The 686-nt window shown below is 69.9% G+C and carries 1 protein-coding gene; it reads left to right on the top strand.

Going from position 1 to position 686, the window contains the following annotated elements; genetic code table 11:
• A partial coding sequence (locus EAO77_RS37020; protein ID WP_187283600.1) for a stealth family protein occupies nucleotides 1-686 on the top strand: 686 nt, incomplete at both ends.

Raw genomic sequence — 686 nt, 5'->3', positions numbered from 1 at the left:
GCTGGAGGGTGTCGGCGACATCGCCGGCGTCCGGGTCTTCAAGCCGGTGACGAGCCCGAGCCGGACCCTGCGCTACGGGCCCGCCTACGGCTGCACCGTGGAGTTCTGGGACGAGGACGAGGACGGCTGGCGCAACAGCCCCCGGTCCGCCACCCTCCTCGGCCGCCGGCTGCCCTCGCTCGAGGCCACCGCGAAGCTCCAGGTCGGCGAGCACGCCTACCCGACGCTGACCCAGTTCACCAAGAAGCTGATGTGGGACGTCGACTTCCCSGTCGACGTCGTCTACACCTGGGTCGACGGCGCCGACCCCGCGTGGCTGCGGCGGCGGGCCGAGTTCTCCGGCGAGGGCTACCACGCGGAGGCCGCCAACGCCGCCCGCTACCTGAGCCGGGACGAGCTCCGCTACTCGCTGCGCTCGCTCCACATGTACGCGCCCTGGGTGCGCACCGTCTACCTGGTGACGGACGACCAGACGCCCTCCTGGCTGAACACCGCGGTCCCGGGGATCGAGGTGGTCAGCCACAAGGACATCTTCCGCTCCTCGGCCGGGCTGCCGACGTTCAACTCGCACGCCATCGAGAGCCAGCTGCACCACATCGAGGGCCTGTCCGAGCACTTCCTCTACTTCAACGACGACGTGATGCTCGGCAACGAGGTGACGCCGGGGGACTTCTTCCTCTCCAGCG

It is taken from the genome of Streptomyces sp. T39 (assembly GCF_008042045.1).
In the GTDB taxonomy this organism is placed as follows: Bacteria; Actinomycetota; Actinomycetes; order Streptomycetales; family Streptomycetaceae; genus Streptomyces.
The sequence above is the reverse complement of the archived record's forward strand: the minus strand, read 5'-3'. Positions and strand labels throughout refer to the sequence as shown.